The organism is Pseudomonas sp. R5(2019) (assembly GCF_009905435.1).
Taxonomy (GTDB): Bacteria; Pseudomonadota; Gammaproteobacteria; order Pseudomonadales; family Pseudomonadaceae; genus Aquipseudomonas.
In genome coordinates this window covers 1-26072 of sequence record NZ_JAAAMT010000029.1, presented here as the reverse complement: position 1 = coordinate 26072, position 26072 = coordinate 1, and the positions used below count along the sequence as shown (strand labels likewise).

23 protein-coding genes and 1 other RNA gene are annotated in these 26072 nt (G+C 56.0%); 11 read left to right on the top strand and 13 right to left on the bottom strand.

Features of this window, described 5'->3' with window-relative positions; all coding sequences use genetic code 11:
* Nucleotides 1-3: 3 nt before the first annotated feature.
* On the bottom strand, nucleotides 4-699 hold the full coding sequence (locus GUY40_RS18250; protein WP_166570303.1) for a recombinase family protein: 696 nt from the start codon (nucleotides 697-699) through the stop codon (nucleotides 4-6).
* A 209-nt stretch (nucleotides 700-908) separates the two neighbouring features.
* Here GUY40_RS18250 and GUY40_RS18245 point away from each other — a divergent pair, with 209 nt between their 5' ends.
* Nucleotides 909-1109 carry a hypothetical protein gene (locus GUY40_RS18245; protein ID WP_166570302.1) on the top strand — a complete coding sequence of 67 codons (201 nt, stop codon included), beginning with the start codon at nucleotides 909-911 and terminating at the stop codon, nucleotides 1107-1109.
* A 148-nt stretch (nucleotides 1110-1257) separates the two neighbouring features.
* Here the strand turns inward: GUY40_RS18245 and GUY40_RS18240 are convergent, their stop codons facing one another.
* The 5 genes from GUY40_RS18240 to GUY40_RS18220 all read right to left on the bottom strand — a co-directional run bounded on the left by GUY40_RS18240 (nucleotide 1258) and on the right by GUY40_RS18220 (nucleotide 6442).
* Nucleotides 1258-1467, bottom strand: a complete 210-nt coding sequence (locus GUY40_RS18240) for a hypothetical protein (protein WP_166570301.1) — start codon at nucleotides 1465-1467, stop codon at nucleotides 1258-1260.
* 676 nt (nucleotides 1468-2143) lie between these two features.
* A complete protein-coding gene (locus GUY40_RS18235; RefSeq protein ID WP_166570300.1) occupies nucleotides 2144-3391 on the bottom strand; it encodes a hypothetical protein in 1248 nt (415 codons plus the stop codon).
* Between the two features lie 631 nt (nucleotides 3392-4022).
* Nucleotides 4023-5054, bottom strand: a complete 1032-nt coding sequence (locus tag GUY40_RS18230) for an IS110 family transposase (RefSeq protein WP_166570299.1) — start codon at nucleotides 5052-5054, stop codon at nucleotides 4023-4025.
* A gap of 679 nt (nucleotides 5055-5733) precedes the next feature.
* The gene (locus tag GUY40_RS18225) at nucleotides 5734-6027 is read right to left on the bottom strand and encodes a hypothetical protein (protein ID WP_166570298.1); all 294 of its coding nucleotides are present in this window, start codon (nucleotides 6025-6027) and stop codon (nucleotides 5734-5736) included.
* A gap of 127 nt (nucleotides 6028-6154) precedes the next feature.
* A complete protein-coding gene (locus GUY40_RS18220) occupies nucleotides 6155-6442 on the bottom strand; it encodes a hypothetical protein (protein WP_166570297.1) in 288 nt (95 codons plus the stop codon).
* A 229-nt stretch (nucleotides 6443-6671) separates the two neighbouring features.
* Between GUY40_RS18220 and GUY40_RS18215 the strand changes: the two genes are divergently transcribed.
* Entirely contained in the window at nucleotides 6672-7148 is a 477-nt protein-coding gene (locus tag GUY40_RS18215; protein ID WP_166570296.1) for a hypothetical protein, read from the top strand.
* A 54-nt stretch (nucleotides 7149-7202) separates the two neighbouring features.
* On the opposite strand, the gene GUY40_RS18210 is transcribed toward GUY40_RS18215, so the two are convergent.
* Nucleotides 7203-8141, bottom strand: coding sequence for an FRG domain-containing protein (locus GUY40_RS18210; protein ID WP_166570295.1), 939 nt, complete (start codon nucleotides 8139-8141; stop codon nucleotides 7203-7205).
* A 108-nt stretch (nucleotides 8142-8249) separates the two neighbouring features.
* Nucleotides 8250-8834, bottom strand: a complete 585-nt coding sequence (locus tag GUY40_RS18205; RefSeq protein ID WP_166570294.1) for a hypothetical protein — start codon at nucleotides 8832-8834, stop codon at nucleotides 8250-8252.
* Between the two features lie 1061 nt (nucleotides 8835-9895).
* Here GUY40_RS18205 and GUY40_RS18200 point away from each other — a divergent pair.
* Nucleotides 9896-10117, top strand: coding sequence for a hypothetical protein (locus GUY40_RS18200; protein ID WP_166570293.1), 222 nt, complete (start codon nucleotides 9896-9898; stop codon nucleotides 10115-10117).
* A gap of 46 nt (nucleotides 10118-10163) precedes the next feature.
* Here the strand turns inward: GUY40_RS18200 and GUY40_RS18195 are convergent, their stop codons facing one another.
* The 5 genes from GUY40_RS18195 to GUY40_RS18175 form a co-directional block, all read right to left on the bottom strand.
* Nucleotides 10164-10802: a response regulator transcription factor gene (locus tag GUY40_RS18195; protein WP_166570337.1), complete on the bottom strand. Its 639-nt coding sequence runs from the start codon at nucleotides 10800-10802 to the stop codon at nucleotides 10164-10166.
* 281 nt (nucleotides 10803-11083) lie between these two features.
* Nucleotides 11084-12415 (bottom strand): deoxyguanosinetriphosphate triphosphohydrolase, encoded by a 1332-nt coding sequence (locus GUY40_RS18190; RefSeq protein WP_166570292.1) that lies wholly within the window; start codon nucleotides 12413-12415, stop codon nucleotides 11084-11086.
* 328 nt (nucleotides 12416-12743) lie between these two features.
* Nucleotides 12744-13091 carry a hypothetical protein gene (locus GUY40_RS18185; protein WP_166570291.1) on the bottom strand — a complete coding sequence of 116 codons (348 nt, stop codon included), beginning with the start codon at nucleotides 13089-13091 and terminating at the stop codon, nucleotides 12744-12746.
* On the bottom strand, nucleotides 13088-13474 hold the full coding sequence (locus GUY40_RS18180) for a phage holin family protein (RefSeq protein ID WP_166570290.1): 387 nt from the start codon (nucleotides 13472-13474) through the stop codon (nucleotides 13088-13090). Before GUY40_RS18180 ends, GUY40_RS18185 begins: the two co-directional genes overlap by 4 nt.
* A gap of 1 nt (nucleotide 13475) precedes the next feature.
* Nucleotides 13476-13790, bottom strand: a complete 315-nt coding sequence (locus tag GUY40_RS18175; protein WP_166570289.1) for a YqjD family protein — start codon at nucleotides 13788-13790, stop codon at nucleotides 13476-13478.
* Between the two features lie 348 nt (nucleotides 13791-14138).
* Between GUY40_RS18175 and GUY40_RS18170 the strand changes: the two genes are divergently transcribed.
* From GUY40_RS18170 to recR, 8 genes are all read left to right on the top strand, one after another.
* A complete protein-coding gene (locus tag GUY40_RS18170; RefSeq protein ID WP_218585460.1) occupies nucleotides 14139-15347 on the top strand; it encodes an ammonium transporter in 1209 nt (402 codons plus the stop codon).
* Nucleotides 15348-15410: 63 nt separating this feature from the next.
* Nucleotides 15411-16571, top strand: a complete 1161-nt coding sequence (locus GUY40_RS18165) for a putative zinc-binding metallopeptidase (RefSeq protein ID WP_166570287.1) — start codon at nucleotides 15411-15413, stop codon at nucleotides 16569-16571.
* Nucleotides 16572-16627: 56 nt separating this feature from the next.
* Nucleotides 16628-21238, top strand: coding sequence for an NEL-type E3 ubiquitin ligase domain-containing protein (locus GUY40_RS18160; RefSeq protein WP_166570286.1), 4611 nt, complete (start codon nucleotides 16628-16630; stop codon nucleotides 21236-21238).
* Between the two features lie 114 nt (nucleotides 21239-21352).
* Nucleotides 21353-21449, top strand: an RNA gene (ffs, locus tag GUY40_RS18155) — signal recognition particle sRNA small type.
* A gap of 217 nt (nucleotides 21450-21666) precedes the next feature.
* Entirely contained in the window at nucleotides 21667-23706 is a 2040-nt protein-coding gene (gene dnaX / locus GUY40_RS18150; RefSeq protein ID WP_166570285.1) for a DNA polymerase III subunit gamma/tau, read from the top strand.
* Nucleotides 23707-23776: 70 nt separating this feature from the next.
* Nucleotides 23777-24103, top strand: coding sequence for a YbaB/EbfC family nucleoid-associated protein (locus GUY40_RS18145; protein WP_010226011.1), 327 nt, complete (start codon nucleotides 23777-23779; stop codon nucleotides 24101-24103).
* A 140-nt stretch (nucleotides 24104-24243) separates the two neighbouring features.
* A complete protein-coding gene (locus tag GUY40_RS18140) occupies nucleotides 24244-25272 on the top strand; it encodes an NADP-dependent oxidoreductase (protein ID WP_166570284.1) in 1029 nt (342 codons plus the stop codon).
* 76 nt (nucleotides 25273-25348) lie between these two features.
* Nucleotides 25349-25954 carry a recombination mediator RecR gene (gene recR, locus GUY40_RS18135; protein ID WP_166570283.1) on the top strand — a complete coding sequence of 202 codons (606 nt, stop codon included), beginning with the start codon at nucleotides 25349-25351 and terminating at the stop codon, nucleotides 25952-25954.
* The last annotated feature ends 118 nt before the right edge of the window (nucleotides 25955-26072 follow it).

The window sequence follows — 26072 nt, the reverse complement described above, 5'->3', positions numbered from 1 at the left end:
GGCTCAGAAGGACTCGTTCAAAGCGATCATCAGGCGACGTACCGCTGTCGGTGTGAACTCGCTACCACGGGCAGTACGGAGTCCCTTGGTGTTGAGGCAATCAGCCACTGACTGAAGAGTGTTGATCTTGTCGTGCAAGCAAGCCTTGAGGTGGGGGCGGATACCGTCTTGGTAGCTGGCGACCTTGTTCATACGCACGTTATTCGCTGCTGTAATGTCAGCCACAGCACGACCCTTGGCGAGAGCCTGAGCACGGTTGTTAACCTTCTGGATTGCTACAGTGTCTCCAGCGTCTGCACGACTCTGGAGAGAGGCCAAGGCTTCTTTTGTACGGTTGGAAATGAATTCCCGCTCCTGCTGAGCCAGGGCGGCGTACAGGTGGAGTTCGAAGGCTTGGGCTTGGGGCATGGTGGCCACTTTGAAGTCAGCCCGCTTCATCAAGCCAGCGATGTGTTCAACATCCCGGCTCAGCCGATCCAGTTTTGCCACAATGATTGGCAATCCATGTGATGTGGCTTTGATGAACTCAGGACGTTCCAGAGGATGGATGGTGCCAGACACCGCCTCACTGTAAACGGCTACGACGTTCCAACCTTGTTGTTGGGCTGCACGTTGGATGTACTCAAGCTGAGCTTCCAGACCTAAACCTGATTCGCCCTGACTCTTCATCGAAACGCGAACATACCCGACACAATCCATTTCCAATCTCCAACCACGGTTCTGTTGGAGTGAATTCTACAAGGATTTATTGGATTTGTCATTAGCAGGAACGACCGTTAGGGCAAATGAAAACTGGCAGTCCAACCAAATGACAAATCATGATTCTGGAGATGTTGGTGGTGTTCGCACTGGAATGTTGCGAGCTAATCACAGGCATGACGTTTGGTGTTCGTACTGGAATGTGACAAATGCCAATCGTCGCCTCTGATGAAAATTCATTGCACAAAGACTTGATTTATGAGTTTGACTTTGAGTCTATCCCTAATTTCTACACAATTTTCAAATTCCGCGACGGAGCGAGAGAAAGCGTCTCGCTTAGCAAAAACCTGTTATCCGGGCGTGTAGAAGTCAGCCTAACCGGCTGTAGGCCAATGAAATCAATGGTTTGAGGATTTTTGGAGGGAGTTGGCTGGCAACACGTCTATGCCAATAACCTACGTTTAATATGGGTATATTGATAGTTTTAGAGTAGTTACTCTAAAGTTGCCCGGTAGCGTAATCCCGGTATATTCCGGTGCTTTGCATTTCCGACGCACATTATAGAGAGCGTAGAGATTCGATCCCAGACGAGATTGCTTCAGTATTGGTGTCGAGAGTGGTGAGGATGGTCAGTACATTGTCATGTACGGTGGTTGATCCTCGTTGACTGATCCAAAGCGACAGTTCTTCAAGTCCTGCCCTCAGAGCTTGCTGGTTGAGTAACAGCAGTTCCAGCGTGTCAGCAGTGATTGAAGCGTGATCGTCCATGAGCTGTCCTAACGGTGGATGCTTCGCAATTGGAAGGTGAGAACATCCTGAACGGACGTTCAGAGGGGAATACTCGTTGGGCGTATGCCCAAGGTGGGAATCTTCAAAGTGTTACAACCAGATAAAACCAATATATTACAAAGCCAGTAACAGTAGAACTGCCGTTCTTGCGAGGTATCACCCTGTGTCGGTAACGACACGGGATAACCTTCACAAGGGATAGCTCTTTGTCCTACGGACATTGTAAGAGCGAAGAGCAAGAGCTTGATCGGTGTGATTTTATTATTATTAACCTTCATCCTGACAGTGCAGTGGTGGACGACAGTACGTCGAAGCGCCAATTCCAGTAGGAGGCTACAAACTTCGCTAACGCTCAGTTTATAGCAAAAACCTTTTGTATCAAGGACTTTCTACTCTGGATTTGAATACCTTCCATTGAATATCTTCCAGCGTTCTGCTGTACCGTGCGAACATTTCGGCTGTAGGCCGGGGCTGACTTCTACTGTGAACGTCCGTTCACGGGGGATAACACTGTAAATGAGGCTGTATCCGGGTTGGGGCTGCACACGATGGAAAGTGTGAAACCCTTACAGGGCGTGGCCTGTAGAGTATTTTGTACTCTTTTTAAGGTGGCAACATTTCAACCCAGTTGAAGGGGTGTGTTCTGATTTGTTGATCAGAATGCAATCTCATCAGGACCGTACACCACCAGTGGTGCAGGAGTAGGCACGATTGCAACAGCAGGCGTTGGCAAGTAGCAGAAGTCAGCACCGTCGAGGAAGTCAGCGTAGAACGTTGCATTGCTCACCATGTCCCGAATACGTTTGGCAGCTTGTTCAGCTTCACTAACAACATCTTGAACAGCGGCCTGTGCTCTGGCAGTAAGGCGTTCTTGGTTTAAAATCAACACTTCGCTGTGACGTTGTTCAGCGGCTCGCAATGGGGCGCGTAGCTCGTACTTGAAACAGTCAACCTCATCTTCCATTTCCTCAGCAACAACACCATGTAGAAGATCGAACAGTGTACGTTGTGCATCAATGCTCAGCCCGATGTGAGCGAAGTCACCCCGGGTGTACTGCTTGGCGATATCAGCGAACTCTTCCAGTTCATAACGGAACTCAGCATGACGGATTAGCTCTTTGATCAGCATGGCAGAGTCAGACAGCCTACAGCCCTTCATCATGGGTTTGAACTCTGCACGGTTCTGTACAGCTTCAACAGCAGCAACAATCTCAGGTGTCTTGGAACTGGAGTCTTCTAGGATGGCGATGAATCTGGCGTGCTCTGGGTTGTTGTAATCAACCAGCTTGGCCAGCTTAGCAAGAGAGGCTTGGCGCCGGGATTCTGTGAGTTTGGCCTTCTTGCAGAACGCAATGATTGTTTCCTCACCGATCATGTTAATGATGCGGTCTAGAACACCAGCTTCATCAGAACCAACGTAGTGTTTCAACTCAACGTTTGCACGGTACATAAAGACGCCAGCCTTGTTGCTGTGGGTGTTGGAATGGCGACGGTTGAGGAAAGATGGAGCGATGATCAGGTTTTCAGCGTTGGATAGTCCTAGCACGTTTTCGTGCTTCACAGGGGCAACGTGACAGATGTGGAAACTATCTTTCCCGCTCAACACATTGGCTGTCATACGAAGCTTAACAACGCTGTACAGTTCTATCAGATTATCAACGGAGCCAACCAGAGTACCAAAGATTGCCAGTGTGCCAGCTCGTTGAGCTTCTTTAGCCAAGTATAGGAAGAAATGGTTGGAGCGAGGGATTGTGAAAGGTTTGCGTTTGCTGATGGTGTTCTTACGTTCTTTGCACTCTGTAGAACAGAATTTTGCTGTAGATCGGGCAGGTCTGAAACGTTTCTTGCAATCTGGGTTCTGACAGGTCTTTTGTTTAACGTTGGTCTTGGTTTGTGTTGCCATTGGTAGTTGCTCCATCACGGTTAGCTGTTGGTCTTGGGTTGGTTAGGGTGTAGCTGTGTCTGCAACGGCCAGAGCAGAAAACTTCTACTTTGATTGCTGTAAACACATGGTCGCAATTGCGGCACATACAAAGTTTCATTGTTGTACTCCTGTTGGAATTTAGGCTGTGCTTTTTTGAAATTGAGGATTTACACCCCCGTATTCATTGGGTGAAGCAGGGGTCAAAAGGGCTACCCTGTAGGGTAGGTAGGGGTAGAGTGTTTTACCCCTGTTTGGACCAACAAAATGGCATGTGTCAGTTCAGCAGTTCTTTGAACGCTACGCTCACATATGACATCTCGCCAGCGTCTACCAACGTCCCGTATATGGACTCCTCCTCATTGCAAGCCCCCTTCGCTTTGGCGCCCGTGCCGACTGCACACGTATATTCGGCCTCTGACTGCGGCATCGTTTCGATGCAGGGCCATGATGGGCTATTCGCGCGTCGGTTCCCAATCGCTTCTACGTGCTTTGTGCACCTGGACATTTGAGGGTTTTGCCGACGCCGGTTCGACCGGTTTGCCATCGTTTGGGTTGCTTAGCAATCTGGGTGGACGGTTTGTTTACTCGTTGGACGTGACAGTTTTGTAGATCAAGCCGCGGCCCGATCCGGCTGGTAATCAGTGCCGTTGCGCAGCATCGCCCAAGCCATGCGTGCAGTTTTGTTGGCCAGTGCGATAGCGGCCACATTGGGATGTGAGCGCTCGGCTAATCGAACAGCCCACTGACTGAGTCGATCGTCTTTGGATTTGGCTGTACGTAGCGCCGATCGCGCACCGTGGATCATCAGTGTTCGCAGATAAGCATCGCCACGTTTACTGATGCCAAGCAGTCGATCCTTGCCGCCAGAACTGTGTTGCCTGGGCGTCAGCCCCAGCGAAGCGGCTAGTTGTCGGCCATTGGCAAACTGACTGCCATCACCGATGGCAGCAACGAGCGCGGTGGCGATCATCGGGCCGACGCCACGCAGTTGCTGCAAACGGACGGCAGTTGGCTCGCTTGCCGCAATCGCAGATATCTCGCCATCAAGTTCGCCCACGCGCCCATCCAGTACGCGAAGGTCGCCCCACAAGCCATCTAACAGGCGACGAAAGCGTGCCGTCAAACCGTTATCTGCATCTTCTAACCAGCACGGTATTGCGCGACGCAACATCAGTAATTCCTTCGGTGCAACGAGGCCGTACTCGGCGATCAGCCCACGAATCTGATTGGCTTTGGCTGTTCGCTGTTCGATTAAGCCGGCCCGGATGCGATGCGTCGCCTGGATATCCTGTTGTTCAATGGTCTTAACGGCGACGAAGCGCATGCTGGGGCGGCTCATCGCCTCACAGATTGCCTCGGCATCGTTGGCATCGTTCTTGTTGCTCTTGACGTACGGTTTGACGAACTGAGGCGCGATCAGCCTCACCCGAAATCCGCATGCCTGTAGCTGCCGCGCCCAATGGTGCGCACCGCCACAACTTTCCATGCCGATCTCACAGCCGGGCTCGATCTTCTCCAGCACCGTTTGAAGCCAGCGATCGCGAGGTAAACGCTGCCGCCAGACTGGCTGCTCATGACAATCCACGCCGTGGATCTGAAACACGTTCTTGGCCAAGTCGACCCCAATGCGCATAAGCTTCATGTGTGGACTCCTTCTCACAGTTGACTGTGGTTCGCACTTTCAGTCTGGCACTCAAGATGCCGAGGTGAGGAGGAGTCCATCCCATTGCTTCTGTTCTTCCGCATCTTCAACTTGTAGTATTTGTCTAAGATGGAATCGCTCACCTTGATAGCTCGGTAGGTGCTGTTATCTGTAATCTTGCTGCTAGAGCAAATCACGTTAACGATAAGGTTTGATTGTCTGTGGATGATTAGGTGGTTCATGTTTGTTATTCAGCAATAGCTGCTCCTAGATATAATACATTTTCTTGATGTCACGTTTGAATTTAGCCTCATCCACGCCGTTGTTAACACACCATACGAGGTGTGTAACGACTTCAGGAAAGAGATATGGAATGTGCGGACCATACCAATCAGTTAGGTACTGTTGAGCGGCCATTCTGATTGGCTCTTGTCTTTCAATAGCTTTGTAGAGAAGTCTCATTGCCACCTCGATTCTTTTCGGTATTGTTTAACTGGCTTGTCCTTACGACGTTTCCGTCTTTGGGGTCTGTCTGGAATCTCCCAATCAGGAAAACGCTCCTGTGTGAGTTCTGGAGAGTCTTGTGGGGTGTTGGGTTCTACATTTTGCGTAGGAGTGTGCTCAGGGTGAGCATTCTTGCGGAGTGTTAGAGTTGCCTTTCGTTGTGTTGCTGCTTCCATCATTTATCCTTGTAAATTGGTCCTAGTTCTCGTTCACATTCTTTGTTATCAAACTGTGTTTGGCATATGATACGGGCTAGTAGGTTGGTGGCTTTTGAAACATCAGAGATTGCACTGAGCGTTACGCTCTGGATTTCAATGATTCGGCTGTCTGTGTAGCGGCGTGATTCTTCCAGTATTTGTATGTCGGTTCTATGTAGTTCAGAATGGCTTTCAATCGAGTATCCAAACATTAGGACAAGGCTCAGCACTAGGGCGCTTATTAATGTCAACATGGTTTTAATATTGGTCATGTAGGTTTCCTGTAATTGTGTTGGTTGGAGTTGGCCAGAGCCTTTGTTAAGGCTCCAGCGGTTATTGGCGTTCAGCTTGTTGAGCGCGGGCCCTTCCTAGCATGTCAGTCACTGCCTTTTGCGCAATTTATGGCATTCGCTGGTCGCGTTTATCTAACTCTGCTGTAACTGTTGTCATCAGTTTCTGACGATCTTCTTCTGTAGCGCTACCGCTCAATTCAGTATGAATGGTCGAGCCTTCTACAGTGGTTGGGGCATTAATCTGTGTCCCACCAGTAACATTGGGAGTGGCAGCATCTAGGGGGGCGGACTCAGAACGTTTGTAAAGTTCTGCCACTTGACTCATGTTGAGTTGAAATTGTGGAAGGAATCCCGGCATGACTGCCTGATTGTAAGGTGTCTCTTTCTGGTTCAAAATATAGGGTGCCAAATTGGACAGGGCAGGGCTATGTGGTGAGTGAATGGAAAGTCAGTGGAACTCCATTCAGCACACACATACAAGCACACAGGCGTCACGCCGGGCACTGGCACTTCTGGTTTGCCAATAGCTTAAAGCCCACCACTTCAGCCCGCTTGGCTCTCTGCTAGGCGGGCTTCTTTCATTCTGTTAATCTCCGATCCTTCGCAAACAACAGGGAGCCGTTATGCCACACTTACCATTACCAAGTTTAGAAGTTATCGAACAGGGCAGAGCATACCTAACGGCTGCTCTCCTCATTGAGCAGCATGGTACTACTCAGCAGTGGCGTCCTGCTTGTGTGTTGTCGGGACTAGCGATGGAACTTTTTATAAAATCATTCCTAGCCAAAGATGACAGTAGGTTTATGACAACTCTCAATGGCGTTGATATCTTCAATGGTGCGGTGGCCGCTGAGCATGGGCATTTCTTGGACAAGCTGTTCAAGAAGATTGAGCCAAGTTGGCGTCAAGCTATCCTAGACACGTCTGAGCGCCTCAATCGCGGCTACCCACTTGAGCAGAAGCTGAAAGATTACGCGGGATACTTCTTCAATGCTCGCTACGGCTATGAAGCAGGCTCAATTGGAGTTATGCGTATGGAAGTGCTAGATGCTGCTGAGCATTTTGAGCGGATTTGTACAGAGCTTCTACCAAAGGTGTGAACTGTAGCCTGAAGTGTAGCCGCCCTAGAATCGAGCGGGCTTTTCTATGTGCGTTCAATGGAAGTCTGGGTCATTGTCATAACTATCTTGGTTGTACTCATCCATAAGTGCCCGTGATGGCCTCACACCAACTGACACGTTTGCCCAGTCTCTAACCATTTTCGCTACACCATGATAGCCGGGGAAGAGTGTTGAGGCATCAACTCCAAGCTTAGAGCATAGATTTAATAGTTCAGGAGCTTCGCTAATCGGCAATGTCATTTTAACGAGCGGTCTGCCACCTTGAGCAATGCTGTATACCTCTTCAACCTCTTCTAGGGCTTCTGGTTGGTATATATCGTTGAGGCCAAGGCTATGCATATCCACTTTATGGGTAGTAAAGAGTCCTGATTGAGCCGCTTGGTTCCTACTTGTTCCACCCGGCGTCCTGATGATCTCAACTGTTTTCCAGTGTTTCGAATGTTCGGTGCTAAGTGCCCAAATTGCTATCTTTGCATTCATGCTATCAAGCTCAAAATTTGCTGACGACGCTGCAAAGTAGCAGGCAACATAGCTTCTCTCTGTCCAGTCAAGGAGTCGAGTTGGTACTTCATAGTGTTGGGCGGCAGCTAAGATCTCATACAAGTCTGGCTGGGGCCACGGTCGTCTATGGGCATTCAAGAACGAGCTTGGTTCGTTCAATAGCCTTCCCTTGATCTGTTCTGAGTATCCCGGCACTACCAAACCCGACCGATCACAGCCGTCTAAAAACTTCTTGAGTACGTCCAGCTCAAAGGTCACTTGTCCTGAGCTGGAATTACTAAACATCCTGTGGGGCGAGCCGTAGGCGAATGAGCCAATACGACGACGACATATCGACGGCGTTAGCTTGTACTCATCGCTTGGCTGTCCTCTGAATATGTAGTGTCCCTGACTCCAAGCAGGGTCGAGAGGGGACACAAAATCCAGCAGCTCACGTGCCGTTTCAAAAGCTATCTCAGTTGGGCTTCCCATCACTTACCCTGCTTTCCATTGGTAGTGGCTGAGTCTACTGGCCCTTGGGTACCACTATCAATCTCGATGATCGCTCATAAACCATCTGTAGTGCAGAGAGTGGCGCGCCTATGAGCGGGCTTTCTTGGTAGCTGGTTTAGCTGTAGCTGCTGCTGCAATACGTGCTAGGCGATCAGCTTTAGCCGCATCAATACGAGCTTGGCGTTCTAGTTCAATCTCAGCATCGACCATAGCTTCGATTTCTGTCTGTATACGTTGTTGCTCAGCTAGTACAGCGGCTGCATCTGCTGCTTTGCACTCAGCACGATAGGATTGTTCTACTTCTGTTACGATTTTTAGAATCTCATCGCACTGGTATTGGACACCAGTAACACGAACTTCAGCACCATTCAAATCTATTGGAATCTCAGGTTTAAAGAAGTAGATTTGAACACTTCCAGCGTTTCCAAGTGGAAGTGTTCCATGGGGATGATAGATGTAACCCTTAGACGCGTACTCAATGTATGTGTCGATAATCTGCGTCTGGTAGACGACGGGAACTGCTACTACAGCCCCGACCACCATCTTGCCGATTGCCCGTAGAGTCTTTGGACAGGTTTCAGCATGAGAGTCGTAGCCACTCACTGTGTTCTTGTACTTACTGATGGATTGTTCTTTTAGTTGTTCTAGTGTTGTTGCGTTGAAGGTTGTCATTTTTAGATTCTCCGTTGAGTTGTGTTGTTGTAAAGTGTTGTAGCTGAAAGGGTTAGCAGGCCAAGGGAAGTGCTACTGCATACCATCAGAAGGACAATGCTCATTTTAAAGATGCTCCTGTGTTATTGAGGTGTTGGTTCTGCTTGTCGCTCTTGCTGCTCTGGTAGCGTCACCAGTAGATGCTTTCTAAGATTTGCTGCGTTAACCCTACACAATGTTGAACAGTAGACTTTGGTGGTGCGTTTAACTTTGTGTTTTGTGCCACATTGCGGGCACAGCCGCTCTATTGCCATAAGTTCTCCTTTGGCTGGAAGTGTTTGTAAGTGTTTGAAGTTGATTTGGTGTTTACGCTAAGGAATTATGAGCATAAAAAATGGCTAGAAATTTTAGCTTCTAGCCACAGGGTCATCATTCCAATGACGAGTACAACTTAATGAATTTGAAGCAGTAACCACAACCACACTGCAAAGTGGCTTGCTGAATGTCAGAGGCTAACAAGGCTTAACATCATGTGTTCAAGTGAGTTTTCGCCAGCTACTTGATAGAACTGTTGGAAAGGCATCCTGAAGCCTTTGCGAAGGAATCCCGCGTTGGAACACACGGAAACTAGAAATGTCTCAGCTTTTGAGCAACCTGCTGAGAAGGCTGGAATTACTATTCAAGATGAGATAGCAGCTCTGACCTAAGCAACACGCAACCAACGATTGTTTAGAATGTGGCGCCTGTCATAACGCCAGATGCTGACTAGAAGGAGAGTCAGCAAGAGTAGAAGGATTAGAGAAAGATTTATCTGTCTCTGTAAGATAATTATAACAGTCGGATTGGAATCAGTCAACCCATACTTTCAATAACTAGTCAAATTCTTTTTACAAATCAACTGACAGAGTTTCAATAGAGCTTGGCTAACAGTGCTGGGTAAGGCTTGTATGGGGTAGAATCGTTCCAAGATGGTATCGTTAGGCCATTACCAAAGGAGAGGTGTGTTTATGGCGTTTTATCACTTGGCATTCATCACGTGTGCTGTAGTACAAGGACATCCCTCGTATTGCGAGGCAGAGAAGATGATTGATACCCAATACTATGGCTTGGTCACTTGTTATTCAGCAGCAAAGCGGCTTGATGAGCAGATGACTCGTGATTTTCTTGAGGAAGCGAAATCACAAGGCGACGATAAAGCCAGCTTGGAGCTGAAGACACGATGCTTATCAACTGAGGAAGGAGAGACGTTCTTAAAGCAGCAAGGGCCATCAGCCCTCATCATCACTGGTAAGAAATTCGAGTAACCACGGCTAGCGGCTCAGTCCGCTATCAGTCTCACCACACACCGACTTACGCGATTCTCCAGCGCAGTCCTATACCGTGCCGCTTCAAAGCCCCGCAAAAATGTGTGGCGCCTTTTGTGAACATGCGAAAATGTTGCTTATAAGTGCTGACTGTCTTGTTGCTCAGAAACATGCCCCTGGCGATTTCTTTATTGGTGCGGCCTTGGGCGAATAACTGTAAGACCATCAACTCACGGTCGTTGACCGTTCTGAACAGTTCGGTTTCGTCGTTGGGGTCGGCCTCCTGGCGAACCGTGTTCAGGGCCTGGCTGGGGAAGTAGTTGTATCCGGACATTACCGCGCGAATGGCGCTCAGAAGTTCGGTCAGGTCTTCCTGTTTGCAGACATAGCCGGAGGCCCCCGACTGCATGCAGCGAATGGCGAACAGCGTCGGCGTTTGCGCAGTCAGCACCAGTATTTTCAAGGGCACATTCATCGAATGAAAACGCGCGAGGACTTCCAGCCCATCGAGCTTGGGGATACTGATGTCGAGGATCACCAGGTCCGGCATGCATTCGCGGACCATTTGCATGGCATCGACGCCGTTGTCGGATTCGCCGACCACTCGATACCCCTCATTTTCCAGCAGTATGCGAACCGCCAAGCGAATGACCGGATGATCGTCGACTATAAAGACAGAGTTCATTTTAAATTCCCGTACAGCTGTCAAGAAAAGGCGCACCTTAGCCCAGAAGTTTGATGTGGACATGGGATGCGGGACCGTTCTGGGCTATATAGGAAAGTTCCTACGGAAAACGAAGGTTAGGATTACCGAAAAAGGATAAGGGAGGGCGCTGTCAATCGTGGATTGACAACTCTTTATTGCGAAAGCAGGCGGTTGTTTAATCCTGGCAGCAAGGTGCGGGAGATTTCCTACATTAGAAATCCTCGCGCTCGTCGAAGTGTCGGCAAGCGCTTGAATTTCAGCTATTGCGGGCTTGAACGCCCGGTCATTTCCCGGGCCATTTCGGTGGCGTAGCTGTCGGTCATGCCGGCGATGAAATCAATCATCCGCAAAAAGGCGGCATGCAGCGGCCAGGAGGGGGCCGGAGCGTTATTGCCGAGCAGGTCGAGGATGCGCTGGTTCTTGAACGACAGCGTGCGCCCGCCATGTTGTTCCAGCGCGGCACCGCAAAAAGCGTTCAGCAGGATTTCCAGTGTGGTGTAGGCGCCGATCTCATGCAGCGTCTTGCGTTTGTCCTGAAAGATCTTCTTGCGCGCCATGTCCTTGGCGCTGAGTACGCAGCGTTTGGCCGGGCCATGCATATGTTCCACCAAGTCGCCCGCCAGGGTGCCCTGGAGCAGCGCCTGTTGCTGTTCGACAAAGGCTCGTGCGGCTGCATTGGTCAAGTGTTCGATCGCCTTGCCACGCAGAATCGCCAGCTTGCGCCGCCGCGAGTCGCTGGGGCCGAGTTGGCGATAGGTTTCCGGCAGGTCGTCGCCCACCAGGCCCAGCAGCAGCGCTTCGACTTCGGGGTAGTCGAGCAAACCCATTTCCAGGCCATCTTCGAGGTCGATCAAGGCATAGCAGATGTCATCGGCGGCCTCCATCAAGTACACCAGCGGATGCCGTGCCCAGCGCTGATCTTCAAGTTGTGGCAGCTGCAGTTTGCTGGCGATCTGCTCCAGCAAGGGCAGCTCGCTCTGGTAGCAGCCGAACTTGTGTTTCTTGTAGCCCAGCGAGTCGGCGTGCCGGGCAGTCCAGGGGTATTTCAGGTAAGTGCCCAGGGTGGCGTAGGTGAGCCGGGTGCCGCCGTCGAACTGATGATATTCGAGCTGGGTCAGGACCCGAAAGCCCTGGGCATTGCCTTCGAAATTGAGAAAGTCCAGGCGCTCGGCGTCGCTCATGGCGTCCAGCCAGCCACGGCCTGCCGCCTGCTGGAACCAATGGCGAATGGCATCCTCACCGGAGTGGCCGAAGGGCGGGTTGCCGATGTCGTGGGCAAGGCACGCAGACTGCACCACCATGCCCAGATCGCTTGGCTCGCACCATTGCGGCAGGCTGTCACGCAGCGTTTCACCCACGCGCATACCGAGCGAGCGGCCGACGCAGCTGACTTCCAGCGAATGGGTCAGGCGGGTATGAATGTGATCGTTGCTCGATACCGGGTGCACCTGAGTCTTGCGCCCCAGGCGACGGAAAGCGCCGGAGAAAATGATCCGGTCATGGTCTTTGTGAAATGGGCTGCGCCCCAGTTCTTCAGGGCTGTGCAGGGATTTGCCGAGGCGTTCGCGGGTGAGCAGGGTGTGCCAATCCAAGGCGGTTCTCCATGACGTGGGCCAGCCGCTAGCTTCCCGCCTTGGCGCCGCCTGTGCAAGGGTATGGCGGCTGATTGGCAGACTGAGGGCGCGCGGGCAAGTCCCAATGCCGGTCAGTTAAGCAATCGAACGACGCAACACCTGTGGGAGCGGATTTATCCGCGAATCCAGACACCGCGGTTTTTCTGACATTGCGCGGTGCCTTCATTCGCGGCGGTCCGGCGATCCGGTAAATCCGCTCCCACATGGATCTCGCCTTAACTGACCGGCATTGGGGCAAGCCCGGCTCCTACAGTTTCCGGGCCGGCGATGAATGATTGCCGGTCTGTCAGTGCTTGGGCGGTGTTCCCTGCATGACCAGTTTGATCAGCGGAATCAAGCTGGTGCCCAGTTTGATCATCCGGGTAATGCCACCACCACTGGCACTACCGCCACGCGCACCCCGGCCGGTCAGAAAGCCCAGCAATACCACGGCGCCCAAGCCCCACAAAGGGGCGTGCTTGAAATCAAGGCTGCCCTGAAACTGTCGGGTCATGTTTTGTACCCGCTGCAAGGGGTTCACGATTTGCCGGGATTCATGGCGGATTTCCTGGCGATGCATTTCCATGCGCAGGCGAATCAGCGCCTTGCGCAGTTCACGCCGGTTTTGGGTTTTCGGGATTTCAGGCAGGCTCATGGCAACAGGCGCTCCCGGTCATTGGCCAGTTCGTGCAGCGTGGCTTCGAAAGGTGATGACTCATCGAAGATCGCGGCTTTCAGGCGTACGCCACAGAACACCGCTGCCAATGTATAGAAGCTGCACAGCCCGATGATCCCGGCAAGGCGATAGCTGTCCCAGACCAGGATCAGCAACAAGGCCGACAACCCGATCAGCAGCAACAGGGCAAACACCAGTGCCAACCCTGCAAACAGCAGCAGGCTCAAGGTGCGGGCCTTCTGCTCCTGCAGTTCGATACCGAACAGCTCAACGTGGCTGTGCAGCAGGCCAAGGAAGGCGGCGCCCAGGCGCCGCGTCGAAGAGCTGGTGCCCAGCGGATCGGTTTCTGTACCCATGGTCATCTCAGCGCCGTGTGGCCAGCAGGCCCAGTACAAAACCCACGCCGGCGGCGATACCGACCGACTGCCAGGGGTTGTCGCGCACATAGTCTTCGGTGGCGGTAACAGCCGCTTCCCCGCGCTGGCGCAGGGAGGCTTCGGTCAGCTTCAGGGTTTCGCGGGCCCGCAGCAGGCTGTCATGGATCTGTGCGCGCAGTTCGTCTGCCTGATCACCGGCCAGCGTGGCGGTATGTTCCAGCAGTTTCTCGGTGTCAGCGACCAGGGTCTGGAAATCTGCCATCAGGACGTCTTGAGCAGTCTTTGCTGTTTTGCTGGCCATGGGTCTCTCCGTAAGGGTGGCGGGTGTTTGTTTCGAGTCGCGGGCGTCGAAGAAGGTTCAGTTCGTCGCCAGGCCCGTTGAAAAAGGTGACTGGTACAGCTTTTGCTTCGAGCTGGTGCGTGAAAACCGGTAAGGCGCGCTGAATTCGGGCAGAGGAACGTCCCGGAGCGCATGAACCTTAACCGAAACGAATCAATCCCGAGGAAAATCTCAAGCGTCGATCGTTGCGCGGCACCAAATCGGTTCACAGGCATCAGGGAAAAATTTGCCATGCGAGCCAATTCGGTGCGGTTATTCGGGCGTCGACCTGCTTTGGTGCTTTTCCGTTATTTCAGGCCTGCTCACTCCATGGATAATTTGCAAAGCGCAGTGGACACTCTGGTCCACAGCTCCAATACGCTGTTTCTTCTGACTGGTGCGGTCATGGTTCTGGCCATGCACGCAGGGTTTGCCTTCCTGGAAGTCGGCACCGTGCGGCACAAGAACCAGGTTAATGCCTTGTGCAAGATTCTCAGCGATTTCGCACTCTCGACGCTGGCCTATTTCTTTATAGGCTACTGGGTCGCCTATGGGGTGAGTTTCCTTCAGCCAGCGTCAGTCATCAGTGCCGACCATGGCTACGCGCTGGTGAAGTTCTTTTTCCTGCTGACCTTTGCCGCAGCGATTCCGGCGATTATCTCTGGAGGCATTGCCGAGCGCGCGCGGTTTGCGCCGCAGCTGTGTGCGACGGTGTTGATCGTGGCCTTCATCTACCCGTTTTTCGAAGGGCTGATCTGGAACGGCAACTTCGGTTTCCAGGCCTGGTTGCAGGCTCGATTCGGTGCCGGCTTCCATGATTTTGCCGGGTCCGTGGTGGTGCATGCCATGGGCGGTTGGCTGGCGCTGGCGGCGGTGCTGCTGCTCGGTCCTCGTAACGGGCGCTACCGGGAAGGGCGCCTGGTGGCCTTTGCGCCTTCCAACATTCCGTTCCTGGCCTTGGGCTCATGGATTCTGATCGTTGGCTGGTTCGGCTTTAACGTCATGAGCGCACAGTCCCTTGGGAATGTCAGTGGGCTGGTCGCGGTCAACTCCTTGATGGCCATGGTCGGCGGCACCGTGGCAGCCCTGCTGGTAGGGCGCAATGACCCGGGCTTTCTGCACAATGGCCCCTTGGCGGGGCTGGTGGCTATTTGCGCCGGCTCTGACTTGATGCATCCGGTCGGCGCGCTGGTGACCGGCGCAATCGCCGGGGCGCTGTTTGTCTGGTGCTTCACCGCCGCACAAAACCGCTGGAAGATCGATGATGTGTTGGGTGTCTGGCCGCTGCACGGTGTCTGCGGGCTATGGGGCGGGATCGCTTGCGGTATCTTCGGCCAGACAGCACTGGGCGGCCTGGGTGGCGTGAGCCTGGCCAGCCAGCTGATTGGCAGCCTGGCGGGGATTATCGTCGCCTTGCTGGGCGGCTTTGCCGTGTATGCACTGCTCAAGACCCTGACCGGCATTCGCTTGAGCCAGGAGCAGGAGTATTACGGCGCTGACCTGTCGATTCACAAGATCGGCTCTACCGGCCAGGATTGAGGTCACGGAACCTTGTCATCCGGGGCATGATCCAGTCTTGGCAGGCACTCAAGGGAGATCCCCATGTCACGCTATTTCAACCAGCTCAGTTCGCGGATCAACACCCCGTTCATCCGCCAGCCGGAGCACAATGGCAAGGTCTGGGAATGCCAGTGCGGGCAATCGATCTTCTTTCGCAACAGCCAGTGCCTGGCCTGTTCGTCGGCGCTGGGGTACTGGCCCGAACTGAACCTGCTGGGCAGTCTGCAAGCGGGGGCGCAGGCAGACACCTGGCAGCTGGTCGCCGAGCCCGATGCCGGGCTGTTTCGACGCTGCGCCAACCTCGACACGCAGGCCGCCTGCAATTGGCTGCTGCCGGCGCACAGCCCTGGGGCGTTTTGCCAGGCCTGCTGCCTGAACCGGACCATTCCCGACCTGTCGATCCCGGAGAACCACGAGCGCTGGCGCAAGGTCGAGACAGCCAAGCGGCGAATGGTTGCGCAGTTGATCAATGCCGGTCTGCCCGTTGTGCCGCGCAAGGAGGGCGCCGAATCGGGCCTGGCGTTTGACTTCATTGGCATTGACCTCGAAGGGCAGGCGCCTACCACCGGCCACGCCAACGGCCTGATTACCCTGGACATCAAGGAAGCCGATGACGCCTTTCGCGAGCAGATGCGGGTGCAACTGCGTGAGCCGTATCGAACCTTGCTCGGCCATTTTCGCCATGAAGCAGGGCATTACTACTGGGACCTGCTGGTCGCGCAAAGCCACTGGCTGGAGCCGTTCCGGCAGGTATTCGGGGATGAGCGGGACAGCTATGCCGATGCCTTGCAGCGTCACTACGAGCAAGGGCCGCCTGGCGACTGGGCCGCCGGCCATATCAGCGCCTACGCCACCATGCACCCGTGGGAAGACTGGGCCGAGACCTGGGCGCATTACCTGCACATGATGGATGCGGTGGACACCGCGTTGGGGTTCGGCATGAACGCCCGCTCACTGGAGCTCGATTATCCACCGTACAGCCTGCAAAGCCTCTACAACCCCCAGGCGGTCGGGGCGCTTGAGTTTCTTGGCTTCATCAACGCCTGGATCGAGTTGTCCGGCATGCTCAATGAGCTCTCTCGCAGCATGGGGCAAGTGGATTTTTACCCCTTTGTGCTATCGGCCCCGGTCATTGCCAAGCTGCATTTCATTCATCTGGTGGTGCAGGGTGCTCAATCACCAGAGTATGGGTTAACTATGTAGTCCCGACATAGAGGCTGTTCTTCCTAGGCTCGAGCTTTCACTGTCGAGTCTTTGAAATGAAGTCCACATCTGAACACACCCGTTTGCACGAAAACCTCAACATTCTGACCCAATCCTTGCCGGCTTGGCTGGCAGGGGACGAACCGGCACGGGTGTCTGCTCGTCAAAGCTATGTGTTTGCGCTCAGGGCATTGCACATCGCCAATCGAGAGGTCGCTCGTATTCTGGCGCCTCTGCAGTCGCTTGAAGCGTTCGCCAGCGAACTGCTTTCCCAGCGACTGGAGGTGGAGTGGGGGCTCACGGGCCTGGATCTGCGGGCCTGTGAATACATCAGGAATGTTTACGATTACCAGCCTGTTTTTGCCGGGCACAGGACTTGGAACGTGACGCTGGCGGCTCGTTGCAGTCTGCTGCAGGGCGCGCTGCAGAACTTTGAACTCGAAGAGACGAATGCAGAGCGCTATGCCTATGGTTCGGGGCTCTTCATCGAGGGGGAAAAGTTGAAGCTGGCCCCTGAAGCCTTTGCCTTGATGTGCCGAGATCTGGATATAGGGCGCCGTTATCAGGAGCACCTCAAGTCGATTTTCACGCCAGCCAGCAAGCCCGCGGCTGTTCAGGTATTCAGTCGACTGACGGCTGCCCGGCGCTGTGCATTGCGGGTTGCGGCGCATGCGGGTTATCTGAAAAAACAAGTGGGTTGGTCGGCCTACCAGATGTTGTTGCAAGTGTGTGATGGCGATGAAGTCGCTCTCTATGAAGGGGAAGCAGTCATCTGTACCGAGCTTTCCCTGTTCGGTCAGGCCCTGACCGGGCTCGCGTTGTTCAAGCAAAGCCAGATGTTGTCGCCATTTCGGGTCCCCGGTGGCAAGCAAGTGTTGTATGTCCCGGGTGACCCCATTGCCGAACTGCAGGAGTACGACGATCACGCGGCAATGCTCGATGGCTTGAACGGACGCCTGAAGGTCGAGCGGTTCCGCGAATTGCTGGTGCGGCATGCGCCGCTGGCCGCGCAGGCCGCATTAAGACACAAATTGGCTCACCCACTTGAGCGCGGCCATTTAACGACCCGTGTGCTGGTGGGTAACCTGTTCGAGTCGATGGTTACAGGGCGCTGGGACCAACTGATTGGGGATTGTCAGATACTGGCGGTGGCCACCGCCGATGTGGACAGCGCTGCACGCGATCGTCTGTGGGCAGAGCTCGAAGCAGTCGGTGTCGTGTTGTTGAATCTGGCGGGGTTGTTTGTGCCTCTATTGAACCAATTGCTGCTGGGCGCGATGGCGGGGCAATTGGCTTCTGATGTCTACGAAGGGGTAGAGGACTGGACTGAAGGGCGCACCGACGAGGCAAAGGAGATTCTCCTCAATGTGGACCAGAACCTGGGTATCGCGGTGGGTACAGGGTTGATCGCCCATCAGGTCATCAACTGGGTCAAAACGTCGGCACTCTTTGAACGGCTGCGGCCCATCCAGTTGTTTTCCGGGCAAAAACGCTTGTGGAATCCAGATCTGGCGCCCTATCGCCGTGACCTTGAGCTGGCTGGCTCAGAGCCTCAGGTAGAGGGCCGTATACCTGTCGATGGGCACGACTATGTCGTGATCGACAAGCAGCCATACCGGGTTTTCCATGATCGAACCCTGGGCAAGTGGCGGATCGAGCATCCGACGCGTGCAGGGGCCTGGTCACCCGTCCTTGAAGGCAATGCTGAAGGCGCCTGGCGAATTCAGCAGGAGAATCCCTGGGAGTGGGAGCAGCCTCGATATCTAATGCGACGCCTGGGGCGGGCGGCCAGTGGCCTGGATGACCAACAGATCGATCAGATCCTGGCAGTCACCGGCGTCAGTGATGAGCAATTGTGCCGAGTGCACGTCGACTCGCTGGCTGCACCGGCAAGCCTGCGTGTGGCCATTGACGATTTTCTTCAGGACGCTGCCATCGATGGGTTTATCACTCGGCTGCGTGACGCCGGCGTTATCACTGATGAGCAATCGGCACTCTTTTTACTGCCGCGGATGGCCGGTTGGCCAGAGACGACGGATGCGCTATTGAAGATCAAGCAGCGTGCTGCCGACGTGACTCTGCTTCAGGCGCTCGAACAGGCACTGGATGTGCGGCAGCTGACCTTGTTGAAAGGCACTCATCCGACGCTTGCGGACGCGTTGGCCTCCTGCGCTGAAAATCAACGGGTCAGTTTGTTCGAGCATTGCCTGGGGTCGAAACAATCGCCGATGTCGGTCGCAGGCCAGGTGATTCAACGAGACTTTCCAGGATTGCCCGGTGCGTTGGTCGATGAGTTGTTGGCGCAGTGCCGCGACACTTCGGCGCTACGTCTGGAGCAGGGCGGCAGGGTGCCATTGGCGCTTGCCGAGCAGGCGCGCTGGAAACTGCGTGACTATCACTTGATGACTTCACTTGAAGGCTTTTATTTGCCTGGGCGCCGCACCGCCCGCTTCGACAAGCTGGTGGTCGGGCTTTTGGATCATCTGCCACTACGGCGAACGGAGTTTGCGCTGCAGTTACGTGATCAGAGCGTGGGTGGCGAGCTGCTCGCGGTCGCCGGAGCGCGCGATACCACTGCGGTGGGAACGCTGATACGCACACCGCAGGGGTATCAGGTCCGCCCGGCCACAGGGCAGGCGCCCTCATTGCATCAAGACCTGTTCGACGCCCTGACACACCTGCTGCCCGCCGACGGTCTGGATCAGCCAGGCAGTGCTGCCAGGCTGCGCACAGATTTGGCATCGCTCGCTTTCGCCGATCGCCCTCGTGCGGCCGGTCTGGCCGGACAGGCCCCCGCACAGGCCTGGTTTCAACGGCCTTCGCGTCTGAGCGACAACCGCGTGGGCTATCCCTTGAGCGGGCGTGGCGCAGTGGGGCGTCACACGCCCTTTATGGTGGAGCAATGCAAGGCTCTGTTTCCGGGCATGAGCACCCGCGAAATCGGGCGCTACCTGGATGGCTTGAGCGATGTCGGTATCGCGCTTCAGCCGTTTTTCGAGCAGAAACAGATTGAGCTCCAGGCGTTGCGTGACAGCCTCGAGGAATGGCAGGAGCGAGCGAACAATCAGCCCGCCGACGTGAAGGCACGGCGACGCGACGTTGCCCAGCGCTTGATCGCCGGATGGCGACGGCAGAGCGGCCGGTACTTCAATCAGGCGGGCGAATTCCAGGGATACCGGCTGGACCTGCAAGGCGCAGATTTGAGTCATGCGCCGGTTTTTCCCCTGGAAGTGGATTTTTCCCATATCCGCCATTTGTCACTGGCCGATGCCCAACTGAGCGATATCCCCAACGGCTTTCTCGACCCCTTCAGCAAACTGCAAGTGCTCGATCTGCGGGATAACAGCCTGACACAGCTGCCTGCTGCCATCGGCGATATGGTGCGGCTCGAAGCGCTCGACCTGCAGGGTAATGGCATTGTTCTGAATGAAGCGGCGGTTCAGGCCCTAAGCGGCTTGAGGCGGCTCGAAGAGCTCTCGCTGGAAGGTAATCCGATTGGCAGGCTGCCGAACCTGGTCACGCTGCCTGGAGTGCGCATGTTGAGTCTGCGCAATACTGGCGTGACAGAAGTCCCTACAGGTTTGTCCGGTCTTGAGCACGTAGAGTTGGTGGACCTGCGGGATAACCGGATCGAGCAGCTATCCGCTGAGGCCTACAGCCAGAACAGGCAACTGGCGCGCGCGTTGATGCTCGATGGCAACCCTTTGAGCGAAGACACCCTTGGGCAGGTCGATGACTATCGTGAACGTACCGGCATCAATCTGGGGCAGTTGCCATTGCGTGAGGCTGCCACAGGCGATCCGGCCGTTTTGTGGCTCATGGGCGATGACAGCGAACTGGCCCAGGCGCGTGAGGCGCATTGGTTTGCCTTGCGCGCGGAGCCGGGTAGCGATGCGTTCTTCCAGCTGCTGGATGCCCTGAGCATCACCGCCGACTATGACACCGATCGCCGGGGATTGACCGAGCGGATGTGGGAGGTTGTCGATGCTGCGCACGCCAATAGCCAGCTACGCACCGAACTCTTCGACCTTGCCGCCAACCCGCGCAGCTGCGGGGACAGTGTCTCGTTGAACTTCAGCTACCTTGAACTGCAGCTCAAGGTCTTCAAAGCCAATGCATCGGGTGATGCCAGCGAAGTCCGCAATGAGCTGCTGCACCTGGGGCGGGGGTTGTTCCGCCTGGAACAGTTGGACATCATTGCCCGCGAAGACGTGAGTGCGCGCCCGGTTGTGGCCGGGCAGCCGGTTGATGAGATCGAGGTGGTGCTGGCGTATCGGGTGGGGCTGGGCGAGCGACTCGAACTGCCAGGGCAGCCGCGCAGCATGCTTTACCGAAGCGTGTCCGGCGTCACCCAGGCACAATTGAGAGCCGCCGAAAGCCGTGTGCTGGCGGTGGAACAGCCTGCCCCGCTGGCGCAATTCATCGCCTCTCAAGGGTACTGGAGCAAGTGGCTGCAAGCTAATCGGGCGGAGTCATTTACCCGGTTGCGCGAATCTTTCGAGGCCGACGAAGATGCGCTCGAAGCACGCAAGCCGCAGATGGAGGAGCAAGCCTATGTGGACAGTTACAACCGCCTGCATCAAACCTATCAGCGCCAGAAACAGGCGCTCAAGCAACGATTGACGCTAGCGGAGCTGGAACGCCCTGAACCTGCCGAAAATGCCTAGGATTCACAAGTCCTTGAGAAACGTTGGTTTTTTCAACGGACAGAGGTTGTAACTTAGCGAAGTCTCGGTACAATGGCGCGGCTTGTCGCTAGATAAGCTGCGTTATGGTGACCCCATCGGTCCCCCCGCAACGATTAACCGTGAACCCGGTCAGGCCTGGAAGGGAGCAGCCGCAGCGGTGACATTGTGTGCCGGGGTGTGGCTGGTGGGGTTGCCTCCATTAAAGCGCATTCAACGCTCGCCGTCCTGGCGACGTTTCCCCCCCCTTATAATCCTCCTTGTTCAGCCCTTGGCGCCGTTACGTCTGCTGCGTCACATCCTGCCATGATCATTCGCAAATTACCGTGCCCAGCGAGCGCAGCGGATGCAATTTTGCCGTTGCTCCGCTACGATTAGCGGTCTTTGGTTTATCTATCCGACGGTTTTCGATGAGTTATCAGGTTCTTGCACGTAAATGGCGTCCGCGCTCGTTCCGCGAAATGGTCGGCCAGACCCATGTGCTCAAGGCCTTGATCAATGCGCTGGACAACCAGCGGCTGCACCACGCCTACCTGTTCACCGGGACCCGCGGCGTCGGTAAAACCACCATCGCGCGGATCATCGCCAAGTGCGTGAACTGTGAAACCGGGATCACTTCTACGCCTTGCGGTACTTGCTCGGTCTGCCGGGAAATCGACGAAGGCCGCTTTGTCGACCTGATCGAGATCGACGCCGCGAGCCGGACCAAGGTCGAAGACACCCGCGAACTGCTCGATAACGTGCAGTACGCCCCGAGTCGTGGGCGCTTCAAGGTCTACCTGATCGACGAAGTGCACATGCTCTCCAGTCACTCCTTCAACGCTTTGCTCAAGACGCTGGAAGAGCCGCCGCCCTACGTTAAATTCATTCTCGCGACCACCGACCCACAGAAGCTGCCGGCCACCATTCTGTCGCGCTGCCTGCAGTTCTCCCTGAAGAACATGACCCCTGAGCGCGTGGTCGAACACCTGAGCCATGTGCTCGGTGCCGAAAACGTGCCGTTCGAAGACGATGCCTTGTGGCTGCTCGGGCGCGCTGCCGATGGCTCGATGCGCGACGCGATGAGCCTGACCGACCAGGCCATTGCCTTCGGTGAAGGCAAGGTGTTGGCCGCTGATGTGCGGGCAATGCTCGGTAGCCTGGATCATGGCCAGGTGTACGGTGTGCTGCAGGCGTTGCTCGAAGGCGACGCCCGGGCCTTGCTTGAGGCTGTGCGCCAGCTGGCCGAACAAGGGCCGGACTGGAACGGCGTGCTGGCAGAAATGCTCAATGTGCTGCACCGCGTGGCCATTGCCCAGGCCTTGCCTGAAGCCGTCGATAACGGCCAGGGTGATCGTGACCGCGTATTGGCGCTGGCCGGTTCGCTGCCCGCCGAAGATGTGCAGTTCTATTACCAGATGGGCCTGATAGGCCGGCGTGACCTGCCGTTGGCGCCCGATCTGCGCGGCGGTTTTGAAATGGTCCTGCTGCGGATGCTGGCCTTCCGCCCGGCGGACAGCGCCGATGCACCGAGGCAGCTGCTAAAGACGCCGGGGATCAATCAGGCCACAGTTGATTCCACTCGCACAGTGGCAGCGGTTGCTCCGGTTGCCGCGCCATTGCCGGTAGCCGCCCCTGCGCCATCCGTCACTCCCGTGGTCGCGCCCGCGCCCGTCGTGGCTGCTCCTGCTGTCGAAGCGGTGGACTTGCCGTGGAACGAGCCTGCTGCGCCAACGCCGGTTGCCGAACCCGTGCCTGTGCCGCAACCTGCGCCTGCACCGATTCTGGAGGTGGTCGCCGAGCAGCCCGAACCTGCGCCCATTGCGATGCCAACGCCGGCGAGCCCCGTGCCCGACGCACCGCAACAGCCCGTCAGCGCGCCGGCGGATGAAGCCAGCTACAGTCCGGCCGGCATGGAGCGCGACGACGAGCCGCCGCTGGACGATGATTACTACGACGTCGATATCGATTCGGCGAACTATGGCTATCTGGATGAGCTGGCCAGCGAAACCGTGGCCGAGCCAGTGGTCGAGCAAGCGCCGGAGCCGGCCTCGCAACCGGCCACCGGCCTGGCCTTGCAGTGGCTTGAGCTGTTTCCCAAGCTACCGATTTCGGGCATGACCGGCAGCATCGCGGCCAACTGTTCGTTGATCGCGGTCGAGGGCGACCACTGGCTGCTGCACCTGGACCCGGCGCACAGCGCGCTGTTCAACGCCACCCAGCAGCGGCGCCTGAACGAGGCGCTGAACCAGTGCCTTGGCCGTACCCTGACCCTGAGCATCGAGCTGATCCGGCCCGAGCAGGAAACCCCGGCCCAGGCCGCGTCGCGCAAGCGTGCCGATCGTCAGCGCGAGGCCGAAGAATCGATTCACGCCGATCCGTTCATCCAACAGATGATGAAGCAGTTCGGCGCAATCATTCGTGACGATACTATTGAACCTGTCGACGCTTTGGCCAGCCAAAGCGAATAACTGATAACCGAATCCACGTGCGCGACTGGTGTCCGTGGAAAACTGGCAAATTGATAGAAAGGTGATTCCCATGATGAAAGGTGGCATGGCCGGCCTGATGAAGCAGGCTCAGCAAATGCAGGAAAAAATGGCCAAGATGCAGGAAGAACTGGCCAATGCCGAAGTGACCGGCCAATCGGGCGCAGGCCTGGTCAGCGTGGTCATGACCGGTCGTCATGACGTCAAGCGCATCAGCCTGGACGACAGCCTGATGCAGGAAGACAAGGAAGTGCTCGAAGACCTGATCGCCGCCGCCGTCAATGACGCCGTGCGCAAGGTCGAAGCCAACAGTCAGGAAAAAATGGGTGGCATGACCGCCGGCATGCAACTGCCGCCGGGCTTCAAGATGCCGTTCTGACGGCATCCAGGCGATACCCGAATGCCAGGCTTATGCCTGGCATTTTCGTTTGCGCCCGGCGGGCATTGCAGTGAACGGCGCTGACGGTTGAGGGTCAGGAGAGTAGAGTTTGAATTCCAATTGTGTTCAAGGAGTGCCCGATGGCCCAGGAACCGACCCTTAACCAACGCATTGTTCTGGCCTCACGCCCGCAGGGAGTGCCAACCCCGGAAAACTTCCGCCTTGAGCGCGAGGTCTTGCCGGACCTGGAAGACGGGCAAGTGTTGCTGCGCACTCTGTACCTGTCGCTGGACCCGTACATGCGCGGGCGCATGAGCGATGCACCGTCCTACGCCGCACCGGTGCAGATCGATGAGGTGATGACGGGCGGCGCGGTCAGCGTGGTCGCGGCGTCGCGTCATCCCAGATTCGCTGTGGGCGACCTGGTGGTCGGTGCTACCGGTTGGCAGACCCACTGCGTCAGCAATGGCAGCGGCCTGGTGCCGTTGCCGCCGGGCTTGCCCAGCCCATCCCTGGCCCTGGGTGTTCTCGGCATGCCGGGCATGACCGCTTACATGGGCCTGATGGATATTGGCCAGCCCAGGGCCGGTGAAACCCTGGTGGTGGCTGCGGCGTCCGGTGCCGTGGGCTCGGTGGTCGGGCAGGTGGGCCGGTTGCTGGGCTTGCGAGTCGTGGGCATCGCCGGTGGTAACGAAAAATGCCGCTATGTGGAAGACGAGCTGGGCTTTGATGCCTGCGTCGATCACAAGAGCCCGAGCTTGGCTGAAGACTTGGCCAGTGCCTGTGAAAACGGCATCGATATCTATTTCGAGAACGTCGGCGGCAAGGTGTTCGACGCAGTACTGCCACTGCTCAACACCAAGGCGCGGATACCGGTCTGCGGCCTGATTGCCCAGTACAACGCCACCCACTTGCCGGAAGGCCCGGATCGTCTGGCATTGCTGCAACGCACGATTCTGACCAAGCGCCTGCGCATGCAGGGCTTTATCGTCTTCGATGATTACGGTGACCGCCATCAGGAGTTCTACGCGGCCATGGCGCCGTGGGTGCGCGATGGCAAGGTCAAGTTTCGCGAGGATGTGGTCGAAGGCCTCGAGCATGCACCGGACGCCTTTATCGGGCTGCTGGAAGGGCGCAACTTCGGCAAGCTGGTGGTCAAGGTGTCATGATGGCCGCCGGCTTATTTGACGGGGCTTTCTGGCGTCGGTATAAACCGCGTCTCGTTGTTATGTCAGGCCATTGCCCATGAGTTTCAGTCCACTGATTCGCCAACTGATCGATGCCCTGCGCACGTTGCCAGGTGTTGGCCAGAAAACGGCCCAGCGCATGGCCCTGCAGCTGCTCGAGCGTGATCGCAGCGGCGGCCTGCGCCTGGCCCAGGCGCTGAGCCAGGCGATGGAGGGCGTGGGGCATTGCCGCCAGTGCCGCACGCTGACCGAGCAGGAGTTGTGCCCGCAATGCGCGGACACCCGTCGCGACGACACCCTGTTGTGTGTGGTGGAAGGGCCGATGGATGTCTACGCGGTCGAGCAGACCGGTTTTCGCGGGCGCTATTTTGTGCTCAAGGGGCACTTGTCACCGCTCGATGGCCTGGGGCCGGAGGCCATTGGCATTCCGCAGTTGCTGGCGCGAATCGAGGAAGGCAAGGGCAGCTTTGCGGAAGTGATTCTGGCGACCAACCCGACCGTGGAAGGCGAAGCAACGGCGCATTACATTGCCCAGTTGTTGGCGGAAAAGGGTTTGATCGTGTCCCGAATTGCCCACGGCGTGCCGTTGGGAGGGGAGCTGGAGTTGGTGGATGGCGGGACGCTGGCGCACTCCTTCGCAGGCCGCAAGCCGATCTCATTGTAGGAGCGGACCTGGCCGCGATGGGGCGCGCAGCGCCCCCAGAGGCCCGTGACATCTGCAACCTATCTTTGCGAATGCAGACGGTTTCAGCATCGCCGGGGCCGCTGCGCGCCCCATCGCG

Bases quoted from the DNA above. Each gene is read 5' to 3' on its own strand.
- GUY40_RS18245 (WP_166570302.1), top strand. From the start codon at position 909: ATGCCAATCGTCGCCTCTGATGAAAATTCATTGCACAAAGACTTGATT.
- GUY40_RS18205 (WP_166570294.1), bottom strand. From the start codon at position 8,834: ATGACAACCTTCAACGCAACAACACTAGAACAACTAAAAGAACAATCC.
- GUY40_RS18210 (WP_166570295.1), bottom strand. From the start codon at position 8,141: ATGGGAAGCCCAACTGAGATAGCTTTTGAAACGGCACGTGAGCTGCTG.
- GUY40_RS18160 (WP_166570286.1), top strand. From the start codon at position 16,628: ATGAAGTCCACATCTGAACACACCCGTTTGCACGAAAACCTCAACATT.
- GUY40_RS18230 (WP_166570299.1), bottom strand. From the start codon at position 5,054: ATGAAGCTTATGCGCATTGGGGTCGACTTGGCCAAGAACGTGTTTCAG.
- GUY40_RS18200 (WP_166570293.1), top strand. From the start codon at position 9,896: ATGATTGATACCCAATACTATGGCTTGGTCACTTGTTATTCAGCAGCA.
- GUY40_RS18240 (WP_166570301.1), bottom strand. From the start codon at position 1,467: ATGGACGATCACGCTTCAATCACTGCTGACACGCTGGAACTGCTGTTA.
- recR (WP_166570283.1), top strand. From the start codon at position 25,349: ATGAGTTTCAGTCCACTGATTCGCCAACTGATCGATGCCCTGCGCACG.
- GUY40_RS18140 (WP_166570284.1), top strand. From the start codon at position 24,244: ATGGCCCAGGAACCGACCCTTAACCAACGCATTGTTCTGGCCTCACGC.
- GUY40_RS18165 (WP_166570287.1), top strand. From the start codon at position 15,411: ATGTCACGCTATTTCAACCAGCTCAGTTCGCGGATCAACACCCCGTTC.
- GUY40_RS18195 (WP_166570337.1), bottom strand. From the start codon at position 10,802: ATGAACTCTGTCTTTATAGTCGACGATCATCCGGTCATTCGCTTGGCG.
- GUY40_RS18145 (WP_010226011.1), top strand. From the start codon at position 23,777: ATGATGAAAGGTGGCATGGCCGGCCTGATGAAGCAGGCTCAGCAAATG.
- GUY40_RS18235 (WP_166570300.1), bottom strand. From the start codon at position 3,391: ATGGCAACACAAACCAAGACCAACGTTAAACAAAAGACCTGTCAGAAC.
- GUY40_RS18215 (WP_166570296.1), top strand. From the start codon at position 6,672: ATGCCACACTTACCATTACCAAGTTTAGAAGTTATCGAACAGGGCAGA.
- GUY40_RS18170 (WP_218585460.1), top strand. From the start codon at position 14,139: ATGGATAATTTGCAAAGCGCAGTGGACACTCTGGTCCACAGCTCCAAT.
- GUY40_RS18250 (WP_166570303.1), bottom strand. From the start codon at position 699: ATGGATTGTGTCGGGTATGTTCGCGTTTCGATGAAGAGTCAGGGCGAA.
- GUY40_RS18175 (WP_166570289.1), bottom strand. From the start codon at position 13,790: ATGGCCAGCAAAACAGCAAAGACTGCTCAAGACGTCCTGATGGCAGAT.
- GUY40_RS18185 (WP_166570291.1), bottom strand. From the start codon at position 13,091: ATGAGCCTGCCTGAAATCCCGAAAACCCAAAACCGGCGTGAACTGCGC.
- dnaX (WP_166570285.1), top strand. From the start codon at position 21,667: ATGAGTTATCAGGTTCTTGCACGTAAATGGCGTCCGCGCTCGTTCCGC.
- GUY40_RS18180 (WP_166570290.1), bottom strand. From the start codon at position 13,474: ATGACCATGGGTACAGAAACCGATCCGCTGGGCACCAGCTCTTCGACG.
- GUY40_RS18225 (WP_166570298.1), bottom strand. From the start codon at position 6,027: ATGACCAATATTAAAACCATGTTGACATTAATAAGCGCCCTAGTGCTG.